The sequence below is a fragment of the Streptomyces buecherae genome, assembly GCF_014295035.1.
In the GTDB taxonomy this organism is placed as follows: domain Bacteria; phylum Actinomycetota; class Actinomycetes; order Streptomycetales; family Streptomycetaceae; genus Streptomyces; species Streptomyces youssoufiensis.
In genome coordinates this window covers 2773345-2795669 of record NZ_CP060404.1, presented here as the reverse complement: position 1 = coordinate 2795669, position 22325 = coordinate 2773345, and the positions used below count along the sequence as shown (strand labels likewise).

Here is a 22325-nt window from a genome sequence, read left to right as displayed (position 1 = left end):
CATAAAGACCGTAGCACATTATCTAGTGGGCGCTATAGAATGGCGGCATGGCTACCACGAACGAGGGTTCTGAGGGGACGGTGAGGCGGGGGAGGCCCCGCTCCTTCGACCGGGACGCGGCGCTGCGGGCCGCCACCATGGAGTTCTGGGACCGCGGCTTCGAGGCGGTCTCCATCGCGGACCTGACGCGGGCGATGGGCGTCAAGGCGCCGAGTCTCTACGCGGCCTTCGGGGACAAGAAGACGCTCTTCGAGGAGGCCATCGAGTCCTATGTGCGCGAGTTCGGCGGCTTCATCGACCGCGCCCTGGAGGAGGAGCCGACCGCGCGCCGCGCCGTGGCGCGCATGTTGCACGAGGCCGCGTCCTGGCAGACGCTGCCGGGGTATCCGCGCGGGTGCATGCTGATCAGCGCCGCGACCAACTGCACCCCGCAGTCCAACGAGATCGCCCAGGGCCTGGTCGAGCGTCGGAACGAGGGGATCGCGGCGGTCGAGCGGCGGATCGCCGCCGACGTCGAGGCCGGCATACTGCCGAGCGACACCGACGCGCACGCCCTCGCCGTCTACTGCACGGTCGTGCTGCACGGCATGGCCCAGCAGGCCAGGGACGGCGTCGACCGGGCGACGCTGGAGATCGTGGCCCACACGGCGATGGCGGCCTGGCCGGCGGAGACGGACGACATACCCGGCTGAGCGTCGGCGCGGACCGGCGCGGGCGGACGGGACGCGGTGGAGCCCACGGACGTCGCGTAGGGGAGTGCGGAGGCGGGTCAGCGTGCCCGCGAGACAGGCCGGCGGCCTCGGGGAAGACCCGCGGGCCGCGGCGCCAGGGCGGGACCCTCAACCCGCCCGGCACCGCAGCCCGGAGTTGCATCGGCCGGTTCGGCCGACCTGAGGCTTCGGCGCGGTCAGGGCAGAGAGCGCCGTGAGCCTCGGTCCACTCTCCTGTGCGGGGAGAGTGGAGGTCGTGTACGGCCCATTGTGGACTAGACCATTCTCCGCTGTCTACGGCTGTGCGCGGACTGGCTCGTGGGAGGGCCCGGGTAGGCTCGCCGGGTGCCCTCCATGAACGATCTCGTACGCCAGCACACCGCTCTGGACGACTCCGACCTCGAGTGGCTCCACCTGCTGGTTTCGGAGTGGCAACTGCTCTCCGACCTGTCCTTCGCCGACCTCGTGCTCTGGGTGCCCACCCGGGACGGGACGCGGTACGTCTCGGTCGCCCAGATGCGGCCCAACACCGGGCCGACCTCGTACCAGGACGACATGGTGGGGCACCTCGTCCCGCGCGGACGCCGGCCGATGCTGGACGCCGCGCTCGACGAGGGGCGGATCGTGCGCGAGGGGGACCCGGAGTGGCGCGAGGAGGTGCCGGTGCGGGTGGAGTCGATCCCGGTCCGCCGCGACGGCCGGGTGCTCGGCGTCATCGCCCGCAACACCAACCTGCTCACCGTGCGGACCCCGAGCCGGCTGGAGCTCACGTATCTGCAGAGCGCCTCCGACCTCGCCCAGATGATCGCCGCCGGCGCCTTCCCGTTCCCCGGCCAGCAGGTGGACATGGACGCCTCGCCGCGCGCGGGGGACGGGCTGATCCGGCTCGACGCGGAGGGCCTCGTGCAGTACGCGAGCCCCAACGCCCTCTCCGCCTACCACCGCCTCGGCCTCGCCGCCGACCTGGTCGGGCACCACCTCGGCCGCACCACCGCCGAACTCGCCCCCGCCCGTGGCCCGGTGGACGAGGCGCTGGTCAAGTTGGCGAGCGGCTGGGCACCGCGCGAGTTCGAGGTGGAGGGCGACGAGGGCGTCATCCAGGTGCGAGCCATCCCGCTCAAGCCCAAGGGCTCCCACATCGGCTCGCTCGTGCTGCTGCGCGACGTCACCGAACTGCGGCGCAGGGAGCGGGAGCTGATCACCAAGGACGCCACGATCCGCGAGATCCACCACCGGGTGAAGAACAACCTGCAGACCGTGGCCGCCCTGCTGCGCCTCCAGGCCCGGCGGATGGATTCGGAACAGGGGCGCGAGGCGCTCAACGAGGCCGTGCGCAGGGTGGGTTCGATCGCGATCGTGCACGAGACGCTGTCGCAGCACCTGGACGAGCGCGTCGAGTTCGACGAGATCGCCGACCGGGTGCTGGCGATGGTCGCGGAGATCGCGCCCGGTACCGTCGCCGGCCGGCGCACCGGACGGTTCGGCATCCTCGACGCCGAGGTCGCCACGCCCCTCGCGATGGTCCTCACCGAGGTGCTGCAGAACGCCCTCGAGCACGGCTTCGGCCCGGGTGAGCAGGGCACGGTCGAGGTCGGCGCGGTCCGCGGCGGCACCAGGACCGAAGGCCGCCTGCTGGTCACCGTGCAGGACGACGGGCGCGGCCTGCCCGAGGGCTTCGACCCGCGCGAGGCGGGGAACCTCGGCCTCCAGATCGTACGGACCCTGGTGGAAGGGGAGTTGGGCGGCACCTTCACCATGGTCCCGGCCCCCACGGGCGGTGCCCGGGTCGTCCTCGACCTGCCGGTGCGCGCGGAGAAGAACTGACGCCAGCGGCGCTGGGCACCGGGGCACAAGCCCCCGTGCACGCCCTCGGCTCGCCCGGTACCGCGGCGGCGGGAGGACGGCCCGTGTGCCTGCCTCGCACGCCCCGTGGCACACCTCGGCAACGGTGTTCGCGGGCATGAACATCACACGCGCGGCCGAACGGCCTTCGCGTGCCCTACGGATGTGCGCGGGAGCGAGAGCATCACGCGAAGTTGACGATGCGTCAGGCAAAGTCGCCCATTTGTTATGGGCGGCGGCGCCGCGCGGGACCCCGGATGGCCGATCGGCGGGTGCGCGCGGCGGTCGCCCGCCGGCTCCGCGTGCGGGCGCACCGTCGATCGATATCGGACCGTTGCCTCCGCCGACGCCCTTCGGGCCGTGCGCGGGGCGTCGTGCGGCGCGGCTGTCCGGACATCACGTCAGCGGTACGACGGTCGCCACGTGCTCCGGCGTACGGAATCTGACCCCGCATCCGGCGGTTCGCGCGGTGTGAAGCGCCCCGCGGCGGCGGAGGAGGGCTCGCGTGGCGGGCCCGTGGGGCAGGGTGAGTGGGCACAGCACTGAGCCCCGGACCCATCTGGTCCGGGGCTCAAAGCTCACGTTGCTGTGGGGGCACCGCCCTTGGCACCTCCCGGTCCTGGGACCGGGGGCGGAGCCTGGCAGAGCATCGGGGGTACTGCGCGCTGCGGCTCGGGGGCCGAGGGGCTGCGGGTCAGGCGCTGGCGTTGCGCGCCCGGTTGCGAGCGGCGCGGCGCTTCATCGCGCGGCGCTCGTCCTCGCTGAGGCCACCCCAGACGCCGGAGTCCTGGCCGGACTCCAGCGCCCACTGCAGGCACTGCTCCATGACGGGGCAGCGACGGCAGACGGCCTTGGCTTCCTCGATCTGCAGCAGCGCAGGACCGGTGTTGCCGATGGGGAAGAACAGCTCGGGGTCTTCCTCGCGGCAAACGGCGTTGTGACGCCAGTCCATGGCTGCTCCATCTCCTCGTATTGCGGGTTCATTGCTTGTGAATGTGAACGCTTTCACGAATCCCCCCGCAACGGAAGGGCCGCCGCCCAGTTGCCCGGTGCGGACCTGAAGTCATAAGGAGGGGGATTCGGGCTCTCAAGGGGGCCTGGTGCGGCCGTCCCGATCGCCATGAAGAGACTCGCAAACCTCGGCGGCGGATACAACCCCTTCCGGAAAGTTTTTTTTGAATCCACGGTGTCGCCTCAGTCACAGCCGTACTTCCACAGGGTGGAAGCCAGGCTAAACGTTCGAGTGGAAGGAGTTTTGGCCCTGCCACTCACACAATCACACGCAGTGCATGCCGTACGCCTGTGAACGTCACGCTCGTACGCAGTCCCAGGTGGTCACCGTCCATCTGGAGGGGGAGCGGCGCCTGTGATTGCAAGGTGAAGTCGGCGAGGTCGTGCAGTGAAACCGCGTGCTTGCCGTGCGGCCCGCGCTCGGGCGTTGACGTCAGCAGGTGGGTCGCGTAACGCGTCACCGCCGGGGTCGTCAGCTTGGTCAGTCCGAGCACGTCGAGGCCGGTGTCGAAGGACGCCTTGGGCGACGCGTAGATCGGACGGTTGCCGAAGAAGGTCCACGGTGAGGTGTTGCAGACTATCGACAGCGCCAGGTCGGTGATGGGATCCTCGCCCGGCCGTTCGATCGTGATGGTGCCCTGCCGGCGGTGCGGCTCGCCGAAGAACTGCCGCAGCGCCTGCCGCACGTACAGCGCGTGGGTCGAGCGTTTGCCGCGCTCGCGTTGCTGCTCGACGCGGCCGATGACCCCGGCGTCGAACCCGAAGCCCGCGCAGAAGGTGAACCAACGCGCCGGCACGGCCTCGTCCGCGGTGCCGGGGGTGCCGGCCGCGAGACCGAGCCCCACCGTGCGTTCGCTGCCCTCGCGGAGCGCGGCGAGCAGGGCACCGGTCGCCTCCACGACGTGGTTGGGCAGGCCCAGCGCCCGCGCGAAGACGTTGGTGGAACCGCCCGGGACCACGGCCAACCGTGGCAGGCCGCTCGGCGCGGGCCCGTGGTGCAGCAACCCGTTGACCACCTCGTTGACCGTGCCGTCGCCACCGAGGGCCACCACCACGTCGTACGTGCCGCTCTCGGCCGCCCGGCGGGCCAGATCGCGGGCGTGCCCCCGGTACTCCGTGTTCGCGACCTCCAGCTTGAGGTCGCTGGCGAGTGCGTGGGTCAGCACATCACGGGTGCGAGCACTGGTGGTGGTTGCTGCCGGGTTGACCACGAGGAGCGCGCGCATGCGATGCAGACTACCTACCTGCTCACACTGCCCCCACCCCCTGGGTGTGGTTGCACGGCCGCGGGCCGGCGCGGACCGGGTCCCCGGTGGCCCGCGGTGGGAGGTCGCCGACGCACTACCCTGCTGGGGTGAGCAGCAAGCAGAACCGCCGCCCCGCGCAGCGCGGCAGGAAGCCCGCGGCAGCGGCCGGGAAGACGCGACCGGACAAGAAGGCCGCCGCGAGCCAGGCCGCGCCCCAGTCGGCCGCGCGGGACGAGTCTTCGGTCACACCCGCCCGGGCCGGCGACCCGGCGGGCGGGCGTACGGCTGGGCATGACGGGGAGCCGGGCGTATCGGCCGCGCTAGGGGCGTCGGCCGCGCCGCAGGTGCCGTCCGGGCCGCGACCTGCCCGGCTCACCGGCGCCGCGGCCATCACCGCCGCCGAGGGCGCGCTGCTCGCCGCGTACGGGGTCTACCTGATGGTGATGGGCCTGGCCGGTGATCCGGACAGCCCGAAGCAGACGGAGATCCTCGCGGTGGTCTTCTTCGCGCTGGCGGCGCTGCCGCTGGTGGCCGCGCGCGGGCTGTGGCTGCGCCGGCGCTGGAGTCGGGGGCCGGCGATGATCACGCAGATCATGGCGTTGCCCGTGGCCTGGACGCTGATCAACTCAGGTGGCGCGCTGATCGCGGGCGGGATCGCCATCGGCGTGGTGGCCCTCGCGGCCCTCGTGCTGCTCGTCAACCCCACGGCGACCGAGGCGCTCGGCATCGGGCCCCGGGACGCGTGACGAACCGCCTGGCCGCACGCCGCTACCGGACACCGCTGGCGTGCCCGTCAGTGGCGCGCGGGCCGCGGCTCCGGCGTCCCCGCTGGGCAGGGCCGCCGGTCGCCGGACACGGCGCGTCTACTCCTCGACGAGCAGCTTCTCCCGAAGCTGGGCGAGGGTGCGCGCGAGGAGTCGGGAGACGTGCATCTGGGAGATGCCGACCTCCTGGGCGATCTGCGACTGGGTCATGTTGCCGAAGAAGCGCAGCAGCAGGATCTTCTTCTCGCGCGGCGGCAGGTCCTCAAGCAGCGGCTTGAGGGACTCCCGGTACTCCACGCCCTCCAGGGCCTCGTCCTCGGCGCCGAGGGTGTCGGCCACGGCGGGAGACTCGTCGTCCGTGTCGGGGACGTCGAGCGAGAGGGTGCTGTAGGCGTTGGCGGACTCCAACCCCTCCAGGACCTCCTCCTCCGAGATGCCGAGGTGCTCGGCCAGCTCGTGCACGGTGGGGGCGCGGCCGTGTCGCTGGGACAGCTCCGCGGTCGCCGTGGTCAGGGCCAGCCGCAGCTCCTGGAGCCGCCGCGGCACGCGCACGGCCCAGCCCTTGTCACGGAAGTGGCGCTTGATCTCGCCGACGACCGTGGGCGTCGCGTACGTGGAGAACTCCACGCCACGGTCGGGGTCGAACCGGTCGACCGACTTGATCAGTCCGATGGTGGCGACCTGGGTCAGGTCGTCGAGGGGCTCCCCGCGGTTGCGGAAGCGGCGTGCGAGGTGCTCTACCAAGGGGAGGTGCATGCGCACGAGGCTGTTGCGGAGTTCGGCCCGCTCAGGAGAACCGTCGGGGAGCTCGCGCAGCTCTATGAACATCGCTCGCGCGCCGCTTCGGTCCTGGGGATCGTGGGTCCGCTGCTCGTGCTGGTGCTGATCCATGTGGTCCGCCCGCTCTGGTCCGTCGCCGGTCGGCTCCGGGTCCGCGGGATGCGGCCCGTCCGGCTGCTGCGGGATGGCCGGGGCGCGCACCCCCCGCGATGATGCAGTACTCACGGAGCCCCCCTTTCCGTTACGGCTGCCCGGGCCCGGCGCCGCGCTTCTTGTGCAGGCTGATGCTGACCGTCCGGTCTTCGGCGACCGTCGAGTCGACCTCGCCGGCCAGCGCGGAGAGCACCGTCCAGGCGAAGGTGTCGCGCTCGGGAGCGCGGCCGTCGGTGGTGGGCGCTGAGACGGTCACCCGTAGCGCGTCGCCGACCAATCGGAAAACACAACTGAGGACGCTGCCGGGAACCGCTTGTTGCAGGAGGATCGCGCACGCTTCGTCTACGGCGATGCGCAGGTCCTCGATCTCGTCGAGGGTGAAGTCCAAACGGGCCGCTAGGCCGGCTGTGGCCGTACGCAGCACCGACAGGTAGGCACCCTCAGCGGGCAACCGGACTTCCACGAAGTCCTGGGTCCCGGGCTCGCCTGCGATCTGGGACACCCTCACCTCCAAGGTGACACAAGCTGGTTGAGCTGATATGAACGCCGGCCGTCAGCCCTTATGGTGGAGGCGGACGATCCGGCGCGGCACACGGTTCGCCTGCGACGCTATCGCGATCTGTGGCCTCGTGTCGCCCGGACGGAGCATGGCTCGCCCAGGGTGAGTACGGGGCCGGAGGCACGCGACTGTCACTCATGGTAAGCATATGAGTACGCACAGTGGCTAGGGGTTGGCGGCCTCAAATCGAAAGAGATGGCCTCGCGTCGCTCACCCCGCCCGCCGTCCGCGCCGGGCCTCCAAGGCGTCGTGCCTGGTCAGCGCGGGGTGGCCGGAGAGGTCAGCCGTTCTTCTCGGCGAACGCCGCGAGCTCCCGCAGCGGGGCGCCGGTCAGCCGTCGCACCGTCCACTCGTCCATCGCCCGCGCGCCGATGGACTCGTAGAACGCGATCGACGGCGCGTTCCAGTCGAGGACCGCCCATTCGCAGCGCTCGTATCCGCGCTCCACGCAGATCCGCGCCAGCTCGGCCAGCAGCGCCTTGCCGTGGCCGCCACCGCGCGCCTCCGGGCGGACGTACAGGTCCTCCAGGTAGACGCCGTGGGTGCCGGTCCAGGTGGAGAAGTTGCGGAACCACAGGGCGAAGCCGACCGGCTCGCTCGCGCCGGAGCCCGCCGCGCCGGCCGTCGGCGCGGCGGGCTGCTCGGCTATCAGCCCGAAGACCGCCGGATGCGCGCCGAACAGCGCGTCGTGAAGCTGCTCCTCGGTGGCCTTGGCCGCGTCCGGCTCGCGCTCGTACTCCGCGAGCTCGCGGATCATCGCGTGGATCACGGGGACGTCGGCGGGCGTTGCAGGTCGGATCATGCGGCCAAAGGTAGCGGGAGCCTCTGACAGTCGGCGGGTCGGGCCAGGTCACGGGCCGGCCGGGGGTGCGTCGTGCGGTGCCTCGTGGGGCCGGTTCGGGGCGAGCGAGGGGTTCAGACGAGGGCCTGGTCGACGAAGCACCAGCGCCAGTCCTCGTTCGGTTCGAAGGAGCGCATGACGGGGTGGCCGGTGGCCGCGTGGTGGGCCGACGCGTGCCTGCGCGGGGAGGAGTCGCAGCAGCCGACGTGGCCGCAGCTCAGGCAGAGTCGCAGGTGGACGGGGTGGGTGCCGGCCGCGACGCACTCCGGGCAGGTCTCGCTCTGCGCGGCGGGCTCGGGGTACGGCAGCTCGGTGACGTGGGGGCATTCGCTCATGGTGGCCAGATTAGGTCGCTTCGTCGGGTGGGGGCGGGCGGCGGCGTGGCCGGGCGGCGTAGGGCGCCGGGCGTGCGCGGTCGCCGGCGGTGCGGCGGTACACGCCCCGACCAGCCGGTGGCCGGGCGACCGGGGGCGGCGACGGCGCGGGGCGGGAACCTCGCGGGCGCCGGCAGGCTTGGCGTGGGCGTGGCCGGGGTGGCTGGAAAGGGACGGAGTGTTCGAGACTGTTCGGGCGCGCGGGGCGGGTGGGGCCGCGTGGTGTGGAGGATGCATGGGATGTCAGAGCCGTGCGCGACGTACGGGTCGCGAGATGGGATGGGCCTGGGCCGATGGACGTCGTTCCCCTGTTGACGCTGATCGCGGGCAGCGCGGCGATCGCCGGCGCGGCGCGGCGCACCTCCGTGCCGGGGCCGTTGCTGCTGGTCGCGGCCGGCCTTGTGGCCTCGTACGTGCCCGGCGTGCCCGCGTACGTGCTCGATCCGCACGTCGTGCTGCCGCTGCTGCTGCCGCCCCTGCTGCACACGGCCGCGCTGGACAGCTCCTACCTGGACCTGCGCGCCAACGCGCGGTCGGTCGCGCTGCTCTCGGTCGGCTACGTGCTGTTCGCGACGCTGGCCGTGGGCTGGATCGCCTACCTCGTGGTGCCGGACCTGCCGCTGACCTCGGCGCTAGTGCTCGGCGCGGTGATCGCGCCGCCGGACGCGGTGGCAGCGACCGCCATCGCGCGCAAAGCGGGGCTGCCCTCCCGGATCACGACGATCCTGCAGGGCGAGTCGCTGGTCAACGACGCGACCGCGATCACGGCGTACAAGGTCGCGCTGGCCGCCGCGGTCGGCACGGGCGCCACGTGGGGCTCGGGCCTGCGGGAGTTCCTGGTCGCCGCGGTGGGCGGGGTCGGCGTCGGGGTGGTGCTGATGGTGCCGCTGCACTGGCTGCGCACCCGGCTCACCGAGCCGCTGTTGCAGAACACGCTCTCGCTGCTCATCCCGTTCGTGGCGTACGCGGTCGCCGAGCAGGTCGAGGCGTCGGGGGTGCTGGCCGTGGTGGTCGTGGCGCTGCACCTGGGACACCAGCTCTGGCAGGTGGACTTCGCAACCAGGTTGCAGGAGCGCGCGGTGTGGGCGATGGTCTCCTTCGTCCTGGAGTCGGCGGTCTTCGCGCTGATCGGGCTGCAACTACCGGTCGTGCTGCGGGGGCTCGACGGGTACGGGGCCGGCGAGCTGCTCTGGTACGCCCTGGCGGTGTTCCTGGCCGTGGTGGTGGTGCGCTACCTCTGGGTCTTCCCGGCCACCTTCGTGCCCCGCCTGCTCTCGGCGCGGATCAGGCGGCGCGAGCCCGACGTGAACTGGACCGCGCCGACCATCGTGGGCTGGGCCGGGATGCGCGGCGTCGTGTCGCTGGCCATCGCGTTCTCCATCCCCACCGCCGCGCACGGCGGGGACCACTTCCCGGCCCGCGACCTCGTCCTGCTGCTCACCTTCAGCACGGTGATCGCCACCCTGGTCGTGCAGGGGCTGACGCTCCCGGCCCTGATCCGCGCGCTGCGGCTGCCCGGGCGCGACGTACAGGCCGAGACGCTGGCCGAGGCGCAGGCGCAGAGCGCGGCGTCCCAGGCGGCCGAGGAGCGGCTGGCGGAGTTGCTGGCCGACGAGCACAACCAGTTGCCGCAGCCGCTGGCCGACCGGCTGCGCACGGTCGTGGAGCGGCGCCGCAACGCCGTCTGGGAGCGGCTCGGCACGGTGAGCGAGGTGACGGGCGAGTCAGCGGACGAGACCTACCGGCGGCTCGCGCGCGAGGTCATCGAGACGGAGCGGAAGGTGTTCGTGCGGCTGCGGGACGAGCGGCGCATCGACGACGAGATGCTGCGGACGCTGCTGCGCCGGCTGGACCTGGAGGAGGCGGCTGCCTACCGCGAGGGGGAGGGCGAGTAGCGCCGCCCCGGGCGCGGGGGCGTCGGCTACGGCGCGGGGGCCGGGCCCGTGATGACCGCGGTGACGGTGCTGCCGCCGGCGATGGCGCCCGCTTCGACCAGGGAGGTCAGGCCGTAGAGCAGCTTGGCGACGTAGACGCGGTCCAGGGCCAGGCCGTGCCGGTCGGCGAAGTCCGCGGCGAACGCGTCGAGTTCCGGCGTCGTCCGCGCGTACCCGCCGCAGTGGAACCGGCCGTCCAGCTCCCAGTCGCCGACCCGGGCGCCGAACGCCTCGGTCTGGAGCGCGAGGATCTCCGCCGCCAGGAAGTCGCCCCTGAGCACGGGGAACCCGATGGCCCGCGGGCGTGCCCCGGAGCCGGCGGCCCGTTCCGTGGCGCGCTCGGCGGTCTGCTCGGCGGTCTGCTCGATGGTCTGCTCGGCGGTCTGGCCGGCCGGGGGATCGATCGTGAGGCCGGTCGCGGGATCGGCCGGTTGGCGGTGGTCGGCGAGGCCGGCGGCGAGGCCGGCCAGGGTGCCGCCGGTGCCGCAGGCGACGCCGACGACGTGCGGGCCGTCGGCCGGGTCGAGGGCCGCGCGCAGCTCGCGGCCGAGCGTCCGGCAGCCGGTGGCGGCCAGGGCGTTGCTGCCGCCCTCGGGTATGACGTAGCAGTCGCCGAACCGCGCGCGCAGGGCCTCGCGCACCTCGGGCTCGGCCTTGCGCCGGTAGGCGGACCGGGTGAGGAAGTGCAGGCGCATGCCGTCGGCGACGCACCGCGCGAGGACCGGGTTGAGCGGCCGGTCGGCCAGCTCGTCGCCGCGTACGACGCCGATGGTGGCCAGGCCCAGGAGGCGGCCGGCGGCGGCCGTCGCGCGCAGGTGGTTGGAGTAGGCGCCGCCGAACGTCAGCAGGGGGCGCGGGCCCGTCGCGGCGGCGGCGCGCAGGTTCAGCTCCAGCTTGCGCCACTTGTTGCCGGGCAGGTCCGGGTGGATCAGGTCGTCCCGCTTGAGCAGCAGACGCACGCCACGGCGGGCGAACCGCGCGTCGGCCACGGTCTGGAGCGGCGACGGCAGCGCGGGCCGCAGCGCGTCGATCCGCGCGCCGGCACGGTCGGCGGCGGGGCGCGAGCCAGGGGCGTGGTCGGGGTGCGGGGGCGGCTGGGGTCGGCCGGGGACGCTGCTCACCGTTCCATTGTCGGTCGGACCCGGCCCGGCCCGCCGCCAGGCGTCCGGGTGGCCCGCCGCCGCGCGTCCGGCCGGTCCGTGGCGGGGCCGCCGGGGTCCGTGGTGGGGCCGCCGCCGTGGCGGGGTGCTCGGGTGGGCACAGCGCCGGGGTGGTGGGGGCGCGGCGGTGCTGTGCCCGGTGCGCTACTTCAGTCGTTCCCCGACGCGTACCCGCATCTCGTCCATGGTGAAGCCCCTGGGGTCCACCTTGCCGGGCTGCCATTCGAGGTGGCCGATGACCGATCGCTCGGTCCATGCGTGCTGGCGGCACACGGCCGCGGCGGCGCGCTCGATGGCCTCCAGTTGCGCCGCCGGCCAGGGGTCCTCGCCGTCGCCCAGGTTCTCGCACTCGAAGCCGTAGAAGTGGCGGTTGCCGTCGGTGTTGCTCTCGTTGTCGGGCGGGAGGCGCTTCTCGGCGATCACGGCCCGCAGGACGTCGTCGTCGCCGGCCCCCGCGTGGTTGGCGCGGCCGTAGCCGACCAGGTGCACCGTGCCGTCCTTGGTGATCACGCCGTGGCACAGCGGGCCGGGCAGGCTCGAGTGGCCGTCGCGACACAGGTTGACCGTCTCCTCGGCCCCCGAGGTGACGGTGTGGTGGATCATGACGCCGTGCACCGGGCCCCAGGGGCCCATGTGGTCGCGGTTGTGGTGTTCCCAGTCGCCGACTTCCCTGACCCGTAGGCCCTCGTCGCGCAGCGCGTTGATGAAGTCCCGCGCGGACATGGGTGGGGACATGGCCGCCTCCGTTCGGTCGCGCGGCGGTCGCCGATCGCGAACCGCCTCTATGACCTGCTTGTACCGGAACGTTCGGCGTCGGACTAGCCGTTCGGAGGCAGTGCGAACCGTTTTGGCCGCCGGGCCCGGTGCGCGGTGGGCTCTGGCCCAGGTGGGCGGGGTGCTGTCCGTTGGCGGATGGGTGGATCGGGGGGCGTGTGCCCCAGGGGCGTACGCCGGTGTGGTTGGTGGTGCCACGCAGTGCATGATGGCGCCGACGTCCCGTGGCGAGCCCGCCCGGGGCGCGCCCGCACCGCGGTGCCGCCGCGAGCACGGACACGACAGTACGCACGACAGCACGGGGGGCACGTGGACTACCAGGGAGCGTTGGAAGTGGTGGCCGCCGCGGTCCGGTCGCAGGTGGGCCAGGGGCAGGTGGCGCAGTACATACCGGCTCTCGCCGCGGTCGACGCCGGGCAGTTCGGCATGGCGGTCGCCGACATGAACGGCGACGTCTACGGGGTGGGGGACTGGGAGGAGCCGTTCTCCGTCCAGTCCATCTCCAAGACCTTCAGCCTGGCGCTGGTCCTGGCGCGGGACGGCGAGGCGATCTGGCGGCGGGTCGGCAGGGAGCCGTCCGGCAACGCGTTCAACTCGCTGGTGCAGCTCGAATACGAGAACGGCGTGCCGCGCAACCCGTTCATCAACGCCGGGGCGCTGGTCGTCACCGACCGGTTGCAGACCCTCACCGACGACGCGAGCACCACGCTCCTGGACTTCCTGCGGGCCGAGAGCGACAACCCGGACCTGGCCTTCGACCCGGCCGTCGCGCTCTCCGAGACCGAGCACGGCGACCGCAACGCCGCCCTGGCGCACTTCATGGCCAGCTACGGCAACCTGGAGAACCCCGTGCCCACGGTGTTGCAGCACTACTTCTGGCAGTGCTCGATCCGGATGAGCTGCCGCGACCTCGCGCTGGCCGGCGGTTTCCTGGCCCGCCACGGGCTGCGCGCCGACGGCGGCAGGCTGCTGTCGCGGCGCGAGGCCAAGCAGGTCAACGCGGTCATGCTGACCTGCGGCACCTACGACGCGGCGGGCAACTTCGCCTACCGGGTCGGGCTGCCGGGCAAGAGCGGCGTCGGGGGTGGCATCGTCGCGGTCATCCCGGGGCGGTGCACGCTGTGCGTGTGGAGCCCCGGCCTCGACGAGCGCGGCAACTCGGTGGCCGGGGTCGCCGCCCTCGACCACTTCACCACGCTCACGGGCTGGTCGGTGTTCTGAGCCCGCGCGTCCCGTGCCGCGCGCCCAGGGGTGCTGGGTCCCGGCCCGGGCCCCCAGCGGGGACGGGTCAGGCAGGTCAGGCCCCGTGGCCGGGGCCCGGCGTCAAGGGCAGGCGATGACCTGGCCGGCGTACGAGAGGTTGCCGCCGAAGCCGAACAGCAGGGTCGGCGCGCCCGGTGGGATCTCGCGGCGCTCGACCAGCTTGGACAGGGCCAGCGGGATGCTGGCCGCCGAGGTGTTGCCGGAGTCCACGACGTCCCGGGCGATCACGGCGTTGACGGCGCCGAGCTTGCGCGCCACCGGTTCGATGATCCGCAGGTTCGCCTGGTGGAGCACCACGGCCCCGAGATCCTCGGGCTCGATGCCGGCCCGCTGGCAGGCGGCCCTGGCCAGCGGCGGCAGTTGCGTGGTGGCCCAGCGGTAGACGCTCTGGCCCTCCTGGGAGAACCGGGTGGGGCTGCCCTCGATCCGTACGGCGTCGCTCATCCGCGGCATCGAGCCCCACAGCACCGGGCCGATGCCCGGCTCATCGGAGGCCACGACCACGGCGGCGCCCGCGCCGTCCCCGACGAGCACGCACGTCGAGCGGTCGGTCCAGTCGGCGACCGACGTGAACGCCTCGGCCCCGATGACCAGCGCCTTCGTCGCGGACCCGGCGCGCAGCGCGTGATCGGCGGTGGCCAGGGCGTGGGTGAAGCCGGCGCACACGACGTTGATGTCCATCAGGGCCGGCGAGCCGAGCCCGAGCCGGGCGGCGACCCGGGCGGCCGTGTTGGGGCTGCGGCCTTCCGCCGTGCAGGTGGCGACCAATACCAGGTCGATCTCGGCGGGCGCGAGGCCGCTGCTCGCCAGCGCCTTGGCCGCCGCCTGCGCCGCCATCATGTCGACGCTCTCGTCGGGGCCGATGATGTGGCGGGTACGGATGCCGACCCTGCTGCGAATCCACTCGTCGCTGGTGTCCACCATCCTCGCCAGGTCGTCGTTGGTGAGCACCCTGGTGGGCTGGTAATGGCCGAGGGCCAGTACGCGTGAGCCAGACATAGCGGACGCGCCCCTTTCTCCGAGCTGGCGGCGGGACGCAGGGGGACGTCAGTGGCGTCGTCCCACCGTTGCAGTGCCTACCAGTCTGCGGGCCGCGTGCCGAGGCGTAGGTGTGCGATCCGCCAATGTTCCGGGGCGAGATATGGAGTCTTCGGCAGTCATGAATGGTGGTGCGTGCCCTTTGGATGTGGTGCCGCGTTCGGCCAGATGTCTCTCGACCGTCGGTGAGTCGTCCCCCTGAGCCTGGCGTGGCGGGGGTGACGGCTGACTACGGCGCGCTCGCGGCCCGGGAGGTAGCGGCGCCGACGGGCCCGCCGGACGGGGCCACCCGGCGGGGCGCCCCGCGGTGGCCGCCCGCGTGCGCGCCGCCGTCCGAGGCGGTGGGCGCGTCGCCGGTGTGTGCGCCGGTGTGTGCGCCGGTGCGGTCGTCGGTCGGCAGGTGACGGCCCGTGCCGGCGGGCGGGGCGGCGGTGGCGGTGAGGGCGATGGTGCCGGAGAGCCCGGCCAGCGCCGCCAGGGTGACGGCGGCGGGGCCGAGCCGCCCGATGCGGCGGTGTAAGGCCATCGGTGGTTCTCTCGTCTCGCGTGGGGCGCGGCTGGGGCGGGGTGGCACTGCGGGCGCCTGCCGGGCGGGGCGTGGACGGCGGCACGGTGCCGTACGGGCCGTCGCGGCACGGCGTTCCTCGTACGCATGTTCAGGGCCGCCGGTGGACGCGGGGTGGCGCGGGCGTGGCCGGAGGTGAACGGTCTGGGGCCCGGCGGGGTCCGGGGTCAGGCCCGGCGGCTCGGCCCCGCGGCCGGGGTCGCGCGGGTCAGAGCCAGCCGCTGCGGCGGAAGGCGCGGTGCAGCAGGAGACAGACGGCGACGAGGGAGGCCAGCGTGGCCGGGTAGCCGAAGCTCCAGCCCAGCTCCGGCATGTGGTCGAAGTTCATGCCGTACAGGCCGCAGACCATGGTGGGTACGGCGATGATCGCCACCCAGGCGCTGATCCGGCGCAGGTCCTCGTTCTGCGCGACGGTCACCTGGGCGAGGCCGGCCTGCAGGATCGAGTTCAGCAGGTCGTCGAACGAGGTGACCTGTTCCGCCACGCGCGTCAGCCGGTCGGCCACGTGCCGCAGGTACGCCCGTACGTCCTCGTCGACGAGCCGGGACGGCTGGGTGGCCAGGGCGTGCAGCGGGCGTTCGAGCGGGGCCACGGCGCGCTTGAGTTCCAGGAGTTCGCGCTTGAGTTGGTAGATCCGCTCTACCTCATCGGTGCGGCCGGCGCGGCCGGCGTGTCCGGTGTGCCCGGACCGGGCGGAGCGAACGGAGCGGCCGGAGCCGTCGGACGGGGCGGAGCTGGCGGACGGGTCGGAGCGGCCGGCGCGGCCGAAGCGGCGCGGCGCGCGGCCCTGCGGCGCCGGCGCGAACACCTCGCTCTCCACGGCGTCGATGTCGTCCTGGACGGCGTCCGTGACGGCGAGGTAGTCGTCCACCACGTGGTCGGCGATCGCGTACAGCACGGCGGCGGGACCGTGGGTCAGCAGCTCGGCCCGCGCCTCCAACTCCTCGCGGACCGGGCCGAGCGAGCCGTGTCCGCCGTGCCGGATGGTGATGACGAAGTCGGGCCCGACGAAGGCCATGATCTCGCCGGTCTCCACGATCTCGCTGGTCGCGGTGGACCGGTCGTTCCCCACGTACCGCACCGTCTTGAACACGGCGAACAGCGTGTCCGCCGCGTACCGCTCCACCTTCGGGCGCTGGTGGGCCTGGAGGGCGTTGGCCACGGCCAACGGGTGCAGCCCGAACAACTCGGCGACGTCCGCGAACTCCTCGTACGCCGGCTCGTGCAGCCCGATCCAGACGAACCCGGGTGGCCGGCCACGCCCGCCCGAGCCCTGCGCGGGGACGGCGGGCCGGTCCTCGCGGACCCGCCGGATGGCGTCGGCGGCGGGGAGGTTGCCCTGCTGGCGCTGGCCGTCGCGGTAGACCGCGCAGTTGACGACGGCGCTGCCCAGCGGCGAACGGGCCGGATGACTGAGGTCGACGCCGCGCGGGCGCCGCCGCCCGATGCGGACCGCGGTCCGAAGGGTGCGGATCATCGACACGGCGGCTCCTGCGAGGTGTGGGAGCGCTCAGTATGCCGGGTGCCGGTTGCCACGGGGCGGTGCGGCGGTGCCCGGGCGGCTCCGGGCGGCGCCTCGCCACGCCCGGGCGACGCGGCGACCGGCACCCGGCGGGCGCGCGGCGCGCGACCTCCCGGTGGCCACCAGATGACCGGCGGGCAGCCGCCTCCCGCGCGCCGGTCCGCTCCCCGGGACGAATCGGGCGGAGCCCAACCGGCCGCTCTCGCCCCCTTGTCGAAGCGGCCGAGCATCGGAAAGATCACCCCGAAGAGCGGCGGCGCACGCCGACGTCGTCGCCCGCCACCGCATCGTCGGCTTTCCGGAGAGGGCCCCGCCATGAGCGAGCTATCAGCGGCTGACGGCAGCAGCGTCCACCTGCCCGCCCCCGAGGTGGACGACGTGGTCGACGGAGCCCTCGCGGCGACGGACGCGCCGTACGGGGCGACGGTCAGGGTCGCGCCGTACGCGGGCATGGCCAAGGGCGACGTCATCACGGTCACGTTCGGCGACCTCTACACGGACGTCTCGCCCGTCTCCACCTCCTGGGTCGGTCGCGAGATGGCCTTCGTCGTCCCCACCGAGGTGCTCGCGGCGGCGAAGACGGCGGTGGCCGTCGCCTACTCGGTGGAGCGCAGCGGCGGCGGGTCGCTCGGCTCGGAGACCACGACGATCACGGTGGTGCCGCGGCGGGCGGAGGGGGACTGACGGGGGAGGGCTCGTGGTCCGCCGGCTTCGGCGACGGACTGTCCTCCTCGTCGCGGTCGCGCGGTGCCGTCAGGGGTGACCGTGACCGTGGCCGGGCCTCGGCATCCGTACATGTCTGAGCGAGAGGCCCTGGACGAACGCACCTCCCCGGGCCAACACGGCGGCTGGCCCATGGGCTTCGCCGGGCGTTGCCGGGCGCCCTGCCCGCGTACCAGTGCCGACGGCTGTGCCGGCGAAGCCCGGCCGAAGGGAACGTCGTGATCTTCTTCGTACCGGTGGTGCTGCTCGCCGCATGCGCCGTGGTCGTCTTCCTCGCACTCCAGTGTCTTCGCGCCGCTCTGCCGGGCGGCGGGCGCTGGACCGGGTGGCGGCGCGCCGCTGCTGCCGCCGCCTTCGCCTGTGCCGCGACGGCCACGGCCGCCTACGCGCTGGGAGCCTTGGACCTCATGATGACCGTCTCGGTGGCACAGGACGGCGGGGCCGACTCCGCCCCGTTCCCCTACAACCACCCGTGCCGGGCCCAGTTGACGGGGGCGGTCGACTACGAGGTCGACTTCCTCACCCTGCGCACCGTCTGTGTCCTGGCCGACGGGGAGCGCAGGGCGGTGCGTGACGTACCGCGGGTGGTGCGGACGGTGGCGGCGACGTCGGCGGTCTGCGCCGGCGCGCTGGCGGGGGCGGTGTGGGCGACAGGGCGCACGCGCGCGCCCGCGACCGGTCGCTGAACGACCGCACCCGGCCCGCCACGCCGTCGGAGATGACGGCGGGCGAACCGGGTGCGAGAAAGAGCTGCCGACGGGTGCCGTGTGGGGCGCTCGTCGGAAGAGCCTGAAAAGAGGCTGAGAGAAGCCGGGAGCCGGCTCAAGCCCTCTTGGTCTCCTCGTAACGGGCCAGGTCGGTGACTTGCGGCGCTGGCTGCTGCAGGTCACCGAGCCGGCCTTCTCCCGGTTGCCCGCGATGGGGTGCGACGGTCTTGATTGGGTGTCTTGAGGACTGCGTGCGGACTCCTTGGCCTGGGCGTGAGCTGCGGGTCGCCCGAGTGGCGGGTCCGCAGAACACCGGCGGGCTGCAGGCGCTCCGCGTGCTTCCGAAGCCTAATTGTGCCCACCTTCTGTGCGGCTTTCCCTCCAGTCAGCAGCTACTTCATGGCCGTGCTGAGCTTGCATCCGGTGCGCATCATGCATGGGCAGGGACTGTCTCTACTGGGGCGCGCCACGGTCAGCGGCATGATGACGCCGACCGCTTAGCTCAAGGCCATGGCGCGTAAGAGGCATCCTCGGCTGTCATTCCTTGCAGGTTCCCGCCGATCACGACGATCAATGACCCCTAAAGTGCTTTCTTGTATCAGCAGGGGCAGAGGTCGAGCGATCCCGGGGCAGAAGTGGGCAGTGGGGGCTAGTGATCGAGAGCTTCTTGCCTCGAGTCGGGCATCGACGCTTTCGCCGTCGATGCGTGAAAGATCGCGGAAGTCCTGCTGACGCTTCAGCATACTTTGCAGGTCGGTGAAGTTAGCCTCGAGGTAGTATTTGAGGATGAGGGCTTCGATCTGCTTACCATCGCCGAGAGAGCCTAGCCCTCCGTAACAGTCGGCGATGGCCCCGACTCCGTCCTGCTCGAGCAGGACGCACTCAATTACGGCGCGCTCTACTGGCTGCTCGACTACGGCATCATCCAGCGGGAGCACTGCGGAGATGAGGCAGTGAGGGTGCGCCTGACGCAAGCAGGATGCGATTTATCTACGGGTGCTGCAGCAAGAGCAATGCGGCTTCTCCGGTCTTTTCGATCAAGACATTGCAGACAGCACACGTCTGTCGAGAGCCCCCGAGACGGATGATGAGTGATTCGAGGTCGAATCACTCCGGCCAGTGCTTCCAGTACGGCGTCCGAGACATTAGCATAGGCAGCTTGCCACAGTCCCAGCAAACTGAAGAGTAGACAGTATCTGGACTATTGACCGAGGTACATGTCGGCTCGCCGAGCAGCTCAATAAAATAACCCACCCAATCGCTGCCACCTGCGAGTGTCAAAGAATTCTAGCGATCTGGACATTGCCCCATCAGCGAAGGCTTCAAAATCGAAAAGGTGACTGATCTCCAGCCTACGGGAATGGATCCGCATATCATCGAGAGAATCACTAATGTGAGCGTATGCGCGCTGGCCCATCATTCGACCTGCGGAACCTGTAGAAATCAAGGCCCCGATCATCCAGGACAAAGCGACGGCTCTCTCATCACAGGCGCCACTCCAATCCGACTTCTGTTTCATCTCCTCTATCATTCGTTCCCATGGATGGCCGGGAATTAGATAAAACGACCCACCTACATTGACTCCGATCTCATTATCCACGAATCCACTCACTGGTACGGGTGCAATTGGAATACGCACCATTTGATGATTCCGGCGTCGTCCATAGGGTTCTTGTTCTGAAAGCAACCGCCCCAGACCAACCTCCTGAAGATCCACGTCTGACCAAAGAGACGTACCGTTGCGCTTAATCCACTTCAAATCACATCGGCGATCTTCTTTGCTGGCCCTGATTTCAGAAATTTGCCATGCCGAAAGAAAGAAGTCGTCCACATTATCATGGTTTCCGAGACGTGTGCAGATCACGGGTTCGAATGTATCGACCTGCCCCTCAGCGTCTGCCAGGACTTTCATCAAAGATGTCCTGGATCCACCAGGCAGCTCACGGAGTAGGTATTCGACGTGCTCCATGACTGCACTTTCTGTCATATAGAGAGCATCAAACTTAAGCAATTCGGCGGCTGACGCTTGGCGACGAGTTCCACTCTGCTCAAGCAGGAAGAGAGGAACATGGCTCAAACCTTGTCTCAGCGATGACCGGGAAACCGGAAAGGCATCGCCAAGGAGAAGCGTTTGAGAAATAATTGCTGCTTCGCCCGTAGCCCAGGTCAGGGAGTAAGAACGATCCGACTGAAGCTCCTCGACTTCATTGCGAATGTGATCACAATAAGCCGAGTAGATCTTTTCGGTGACCTGGTTAAATTCTGGCGTTGCATCGATCGCTGACCGGGCTACATTGGTTTGCGGTGCCCGCGGGCCCCATGCATTGGCAAGAGCCCAAACGCCAGAGTGATGACGAAATCCCGGAGGATAACTTTCGACTCTAATCCCGCCTATGCAGGTGCCTGCGAGGCTAAGACTGGCATGGCCACCTGCATAGGAAGGCGTCGGGAAGGGGAGAAAAGTCCACTCATTGAAGTGCTCATTCCATCGCACCGCGTACGCAATTGACAGACCGTCGATGTTCTTTTCAACGATTCTAATTTTGGCCTGATCAAGCTGCTCATGCAAATCAGCTCTGTGTTCTGCAATGGCGTGCCTCAGAGCCTCACTCACCGACGTGTAGCCGATATGAGTCCAGCCCCCAGAACGCGAATCGACCATTACGTTACACTCCGGCAATACAATCCACCTTTGTGCGATTTCGGCAACATCGCCGACATCGGCGCTCGGGCGAACCTTGAGGCGTACGCAGGTGCCATGCGGGCGAATATCTTCGGCGAGTTCAGTTTTACTGAGAGTCCTAACCAGGTACTCACCATGTACAGACCGCAGAGAAAGCTGGCGGGCTTCGTCGTCGTCAGGGTGACAGGTTATAATTTCAACCTCATCGGCAACCATGAAGGTAGATAGAACCCCGATACCGAAACGGCTAATTGGGCTGAATGTCGGGTTCTTTTTGCGAAATTCCGGATCCTGATAACGACTCGACCCTGCCTTCAAGAGATTTCTTTCGATGATCTCTTGGGTCATGCCGGAACCATTGTCACGAATTTCCAGTGTCCTAGATTCGGCATCCCATCGGACCCAGACCTTCCCATCCCTTTGAGATAGCTCGCCATGTTCGAGCCTGACAGCGTCAATCGAGTTCTGCAGAAGTTCTCGCAATACGACGTTTGAATCATTGTATAGCGTGTGCCCAGTCAGCAGATCAAGCACTTTCGCTTGATCAAGCGAAAAGTGAAACGTTTGTGTCAGAAAACCTTTGGCTTCGATGCGAGAAGTGTCGATGGATTTCCACGGGAACTGGTAGTTAAGTCCGTTCGCAAGGTTGCTGCGTTGAATCCAATCGTGACTTGTACGCAACTCCTGCACGGCATATCGGAGGTAGGATGTTAGGCCAAAAAATCCATCACCGTCCGTAAATTTTGCATAGACAGCAATAGCTTCACGGGGGGCTGTTTCGCTGCGGTTGCCATCACTATCCAGGCCCCAGAGGGGCTTCACCGCCCTGACCGCCATCTGCTTAGCCCACTCAACCTGACTAATCGGGTCGGCGGGACTTAGGACTCTGAAAGCGATAGACGGCGTTCTGTCGCGAGTGATATGGAGCAGATCGATGGTACGCAGCAGAATCGCCGCGTATTGAACATTAGCGACCTCTTGGCTGCTGTTCCCATAGTACTGCTGAACCGGATAAATATTCGTGTCATAGAGGTCTTGGAGATGATGACTCTCGCATACTTGCGCAAGGTCATCTCGAAATACCGGCTCCAGAGAAGCGAGCATTCTTTTAACCTCAAGCATCATGCTGGTGGAAACTCCCGGGTCGAACGAGTCCTCGCCCAAGATCCAGTTCTTGACCCGCAAAGCATGATTTTCGCGCACGAACTCCTGGTATAGAAACCTCTCCCGCTGATCGTCGTCCATTTCAGCAATCCGAGAGGAGTAGTCGCGCCCACCAGGATCATCCGTCAACAATACTTCGTCGCGATATTTAGCAAATGCAGATTCGTCACGTCGCCGATATTCTGCTCTTGTGACCAGCATGCCTAGATCGTGAAAATAGGCAGAAAGAACGATAAGTAGCCAGTCGGATGCCGTCAAATTATTCTTGGTTTCATCAGGGATGAGCCAATCGAGCTTCTCGAGCATTGCGTCAATATGAGTAATATCGTGCTTTGTGTACTCATCAAAGAAGCCGAGCTGCCCGATCCTACCCAGAAGCTCTTCGAGATCTCGCCTCGTCTGCAGTAAGCTGAATCCGCCGAATGCCTCATAGCTTTCTGCTTCTCGTGCCTTCCGCTCCGCAAAGGTAGAAAATGCGTCCACGACTCCCCCAAGGAATCTTCTGTAAATT

19 protein-coding genes are annotated in these 22325 nt (G+C 69.6%); 7 read left to right on the top strand and 12 right to left on the bottom strand.

Annotated features, from left to right (window positions below; translation table 11 throughout):
- Positions 1 to 47 precede the first annotated feature (47 nt).
- Together H7H31_RS10200 and H7H31_RS10195 are read left to right on the top strand one after the other, a co-directional pair.
- Positions 48 to 692, top strand: a complete 645-nt coding sequence (locus H7H31_RS10200; RefSeq protein ID WP_187061449.1) for a TetR/AcrR family transcriptional regulator — start codon at positions 48 to 50, stop codon at positions 690 to 692.
- 372 nt (positions 693 to 1064) lie between these two features.
- Positions 1065 to 2534: a sensor histidine kinase gene (locus H7H31_RS10195; protein WP_187061448.1), complete on the top strand. Its 1470-nt coding sequence runs from the start codon at positions 1065 to 1067 to the stop codon at positions 2532 to 2534.
- Between the two features lie 712 nt (positions 2535 to 3246).
- Here the strand turns inward: H7H31_RS10195 and H7H31_RS10190 are convergent.
- Together H7H31_RS10190 and H7H31_RS10185 are read right to left on the bottom strand one after the other, a co-directional pair.
- Positions 3247 to 3504 carry a WhiB family transcriptional regulator gene (locus H7H31_RS10190; protein WP_003953983.1) on the bottom strand — a complete coding sequence of 86 codons (258 nt, stop codon included), beginning with the start codon at positions 3502 to 3504 and terminating at the stop codon, positions 3247 to 3249.
- Between the two features lie 316 nt (positions 3505 to 3820).
- Positions 3821 to 4789, bottom strand: coding sequence for a diacylglycerol/lipid kinase family protein (locus tag H7H31_RS10185; RefSeq protein WP_187061447.1), 969 nt, complete (start codon positions 4787 to 4789; stop codon positions 3821 to 3823).
- A gap of 365 nt (positions 4790 to 5154) precedes the next feature.
- On the opposite strand from H7H31_RS10185, the gene H7H31_RS10180 reads away from it, so the two are divergent.
- Positions 5155 to 5556, top strand: a complete 402-nt coding sequence (locus H7H31_RS10180) for a hypothetical protein (RefSeq protein WP_187061450.1) — start codon at positions 5155 to 5157, stop codon at positions 5554 to 5556.
- A gap of 117 nt (positions 5557 to 5673) precedes the next feature.
- Here the strand turns inward: H7H31_RS10180 and H7H31_RS10175 are convergent, their stop codons facing one another.
- The 4 genes from H7H31_RS10175 to H7H31_RS10160 form a co-directional block, all read right to left on the bottom strand.
- Positions 5674 to 6555 (bottom strand): RNA polymerase sigma factor SigF, encoded by an 882-nt coding sequence (locus tag H7H31_RS10175; RefSeq protein WP_176166399.1) that lies wholly within the window; start codon positions 6553 to 6555, stop codon positions 5674 to 5676.
- Positions 6556 to 6595: 40 nt separating this feature from the next.
- Entirely contained in the window at positions 6596 to 7009 is a 414-nt protein-coding gene (locus H7H31_RS10170; RefSeq protein WP_176164006.1) for an ATP-binding protein, read from the bottom strand.
- 337 nt (positions 7010 to 7346) lie between these two features.
- Positions 7347 to 7868 carry a GNAT family N-acetyltransferase gene (locus tag H7H31_RS10165; RefSeq protein ID WP_187061446.1) on the bottom strand — a complete coding sequence of 174 codons (522 nt, stop codon included), beginning with the start codon at positions 7866 to 7868 and terminating at the stop codon, positions 7347 to 7349.
- 113 nt (positions 7869 to 7981) lie between these two features.
- Positions 7982 to 8242: a UBP-type zinc finger domain-containing protein gene (locus H7H31_RS10160; RefSeq protein WP_187061445.1), complete on the bottom strand. Its 261-nt coding sequence runs from the start codon at positions 8240 to 8242 to the stop codon at positions 7982 to 7984.
- Between the two features lie 332 nt (positions 8243 to 8574).
- Here H7H31_RS10160 and H7H31_RS10155 point away from each other — a divergent pair, with 332 nt between their 5' ends.
- Positions 8575 to 10176 carry a Na+/H+ antiporter gene (locus H7H31_RS10155; RefSeq protein WP_187059826.1) on the top strand — a complete coding sequence of 534 codons (1602 nt, stop codon included), beginning with the start codon at positions 8575 to 8577 and terminating at the stop codon, positions 10174 to 10176.
- Positions 10177 to 10202: 26 nt separating this feature from the next.
- On the opposite strand, the gene H7H31_RS10150 is transcribed toward H7H31_RS10155, so the two are convergent.
- Entirely contained in the window at positions 10203 to 11246 is a 1044-nt protein-coding gene (locus H7H31_RS10150; protein ID WP_308284214.1) for a 1-aminocyclopropane-1-carboxylate deaminase/D-cysteine desulfhydrase, read from the bottom strand.
- Between the two features lie 273 nt (positions 11247 to 11519).
- Complete coding sequence (locus H7H31_RS10145) at positions 11520 to 12110, bottom strand: N-acetylmuramoyl-L-alanine amidase (RefSeq protein ID WP_187063615.1); 591 nt, start codon at positions 12108 to 12110, stop codon at positions 11520 to 11522.
- A gap of 348 nt (positions 12111 to 12458) precedes the next feature.
- Between H7H31_RS10145 and H7H31_RS10140 the strand changes: the two genes are divergently transcribed.
- Positions 12459 to 13370 (top strand): glutaminase, encoded by a 912-nt coding sequence (locus H7H31_RS10140; RefSeq protein WP_187063614.1) that lies wholly within the window; start codon positions 12459 to 12461, stop codon positions 13368 to 13370.
- Positions 13371 to 13472: 102 nt separating this feature from the next.
- Here H7H31_RS10140 and H7H31_RS10135 read toward each other — a convergent pair whose 3' ends face one another.
- From H7H31_RS10135 to H7H31_RS10125, 3 genes are all read right to left on the bottom strand, one after another.
- Entirely contained in the window at positions 13473 to 14411 is a 939-nt protein-coding gene (locus H7H31_RS10135) for a beta-ketoacyl-ACP synthase III (RefSeq protein ID WP_187063613.1), read from the bottom strand.
- Between the two features lie 268 nt (positions 14412 to 14679).
- Positions 14680 to 14976: a hypothetical protein gene (locus tag H7H31_RS10130; protein WP_187063612.1), complete on the bottom strand. Its 297-nt coding sequence runs from the start codon at positions 14974 to 14976 to the stop codon at positions 14680 to 14682.
- Positions 14977 to 15223: 247 nt separating this feature from the next.
- Positions 15224 to 16492, bottom strand: coding sequence for a magnesium and cobalt transport protein CorA (locus H7H31_RS10125; protein ID WP_187063611.1), 1269 nt, complete (start codon positions 16490 to 16492; stop codon positions 15224 to 15226).
- A gap of 360 nt (positions 16493 to 16852) precedes the next feature.
- Between H7H31_RS10125 and H7H31_RS10120 the strand changes: the two genes are divergently transcribed.
- Both H7H31_RS10120 and H7H31_RS10115 read left to right on the top strand, forming a co-directional pair.
- Positions 16853 to 17221, top strand: a complete 369-nt coding sequence (locus H7H31_RS10120; RefSeq protein WP_187063610.1) for a hypothetical protein — start codon at positions 16853 to 16855, stop codon at positions 17219 to 17221.
- A 257-nt stretch (positions 17222 to 17478) separates the two neighbouring features.
- The gene (locus H7H31_RS10115) at positions 17479 to 17946 is read left to right on the top strand and encodes a hypothetical protein (protein WP_187063609.1); all 468 of its coding nucleotides are present in this window, start codon (positions 17479 to 17481) and stop codon (positions 17944 to 17946) included.
- A gap of 1258 nt (positions 17947 to 19204) precedes the next feature.
- Here the strand turns inward: H7H31_RS10115 and H7H31_RS10110 are convergent.
- Positions 19205 to 22297: an HD domain-containing protein gene (locus tag H7H31_RS10110; RefSeq protein WP_187063608.1), complete on the bottom strand. Its 3093-nt coding sequence runs from the start codon at positions 22295 to 22297 to the stop codon at positions 19205 to 19207.
- Between the last annotated feature and the right edge of the window lie 28 nt (positions 22298 to 22325).